Source organism: Kitasatospora sp. NPDC051164 (genome assembly GCF_044455625.1).
Classification (GTDB): Bacteria; Actinomycetota; Actinomycetes; order Streptomycetales; family Streptomycetaceae; genus Kitasatospora.
Genome location: NZ_JBITFB010000118.1, coordinates 1 through 2,023, shown reverse-complemented (window position 1 = coordinate 2,023; position 2,023 = coordinate 1). Strand labels below are relative to the sequence as shown.

Genomic DNA, 2,023 nt, shown 5'->3' with positions numbered 1-2,023 from the left:
CCAGATGACGGGCCACCTGCCGACCGAGCGAACCCGTCGCACCCGTCAGCAACACCGTCCCCGCAGGGTCCAACGCCCGCAGACCCACGGCCGGGACCGCGGCTTCGCCCGTCCTGGCCAGGCGGAGCGCGGTGGCGCTGCCGGCCCGCAGCGCGAGCTGCGGTTCGTCGGTGCCGAGCGCGCAGGACAGCGCCCGCTGCGAGGCGGGGTCACCGTCCAGGTCGATCAGGGTGATCCGGCCCGGGTTCTCCGACTGCGCCGACCGGAACAGACCCCGCACCGTGGCGGCCGGAAGGTTCGCCTCGCCCGCGTTGCGGGTGACGACGACCAGACGGGAATCCGCGAAGGCGTCCGCTGCCAGCCACTCCTGCACCAGCTCCAGGGCCTCCCGCACGGCCTTGTGGGTGGCCGCGGCAAGGTCGAACCCGGTCCCGACGGCGACCGGGAGCACCAGGATGTCGGGGGTGACACCGCCCTCGGCGATGTCCGCCAGGTCCGCGAAGGCGATCGCGCCGGCCAGGTCCAGGCCGTCCCCTCCCAGGACACCGATCACACCGTCGGGCGCCGACACCGGCAGCGAGACGGGAGTCCACTCCGGACGGAAGAGCGCATCATGGCCACCCTGCGCGGCAAGCTGCTCCGGCGAGAACGCCCGCAGCACCAAGGAGTCGACCGTCGCGACCGGCGCACCGGAGGCATCGGCCACCGCGAGCGAGACCGCCTCGGCCCCCACAGCGGAGATCCTGACCCGCAACTCCCCCGCACCGGCCGCGTGCACGGACACACCCGACCACGCGAACGGCAACCGGCCCCGACCGGTGTCCTCCAACAGAGCGCCCGCACCGATCGCATGCAGCGCAGCATCCAGCAGCGCCGGATGCACACCGTAGGACCCCGCCTCCGACCGGGCCTCCTCCGGCAGCGCCACCTCCGCGAACACCTCGCCCCCGTGCCGCCACACCGCCCGCAGGCCCCGGAACACCGGCCCGTACGCGAACCCGGCCGCCCCGAACGCCTCGTAGACCTCGTCCACCGCCACCGGCTCCGCACCGGCCGGCGGCCACACCCTCAACTCCACGCCACCGGCAGCCGATTCCCGCGCCAGCAGACCCACCGCATGCCGCGTCCAGAGCACGTCATCAGCAGCCTCCGCAGGCCGGGAGTGCACGGCGATCGTCCGGTGACCCGACTCCTCGGGAGCACCGACGGACACCTGGAGCTGCACCGCGCCCTGTTCGGGCAAGATCAGCGGCGCCTCCAGGGTGAGCTCCTCCAGCAGCGCACAGCCGACCTGCTCGCCGGCCCGGACCGCGAGTTCCACCAAGCCCGTTCCGGGCAGCAGTACGGTGCCGGCGACGGCATGGTCCGCCAGCCAGGGGTGCGCGTCCAGGGCGAGCCGCCCGGTGAAGAGGTGGCCGTCCGCATCGGCCAGCGCCAACGAGGCGCCGAGCAGCGGATGGTCGGCGTTCGCCAGGCCGGCGGAGAGCACGTCCCCGACCAGCCCGGGCCTGACCCGCGGCCAGTAGTTCTCGTGCTGGAAGGCATAGGTGGGCAGATCCACCCGGCGGGCGCCGGTGCCCGCGAACACGGCGTGCCAGTCCACCGCGGCACCGCGCACCTGGAGCCGGGCCAGCGCAGTCGTGAAGCTCTGCGCCTCCGGCCGATCGCGCCGCAGGGCCGGTACGAGGACGGCGCCGCTCTCCTCGCCGAGGCAGTGCCCTGCCATGGCGCTGAGCGTGCCGTCCGGGCCCAGCTCCAGGAACGCCCGGACACCTTCACCCTCCAGCACATGCACCGCGTCAGCGAAGCGGACGGCCTCGCGAACATGCCGCACCCAGTACTCGGGGTCGGTCAACTCGGCCGACACAAGCGAACCGGTCAGCGTCGACACGATCGGGATCCGCGGCTCCGCGAAAACCACCTCGGCAGCCACGGCGCGGAACTCCGCCAGCATGCCGTCCATCAGCGGCGAATGGAACGCATGACTGACGGTGAGCCGCCTCGTCCGGCAGCCGTCGGCCGC

1 protein-coding gene is annotated in these 2,023 nt (G+C 73.5%); it reads right to left on the bottom strand.

Annotation, left to right across the window (positions count from 1 at the left end):
* A partial coding sequence (locus ACIBEC_RS47750) for a polyketide synthase dehydratase domain-containing protein (protein WP_396290919.1) occupies positions 1–1,963 on the bottom strand: 1,963 nt, incomplete at its 3' end.
* Between the last annotated feature and the right edge of the window lie 60 nt (positions 1,964–2,023).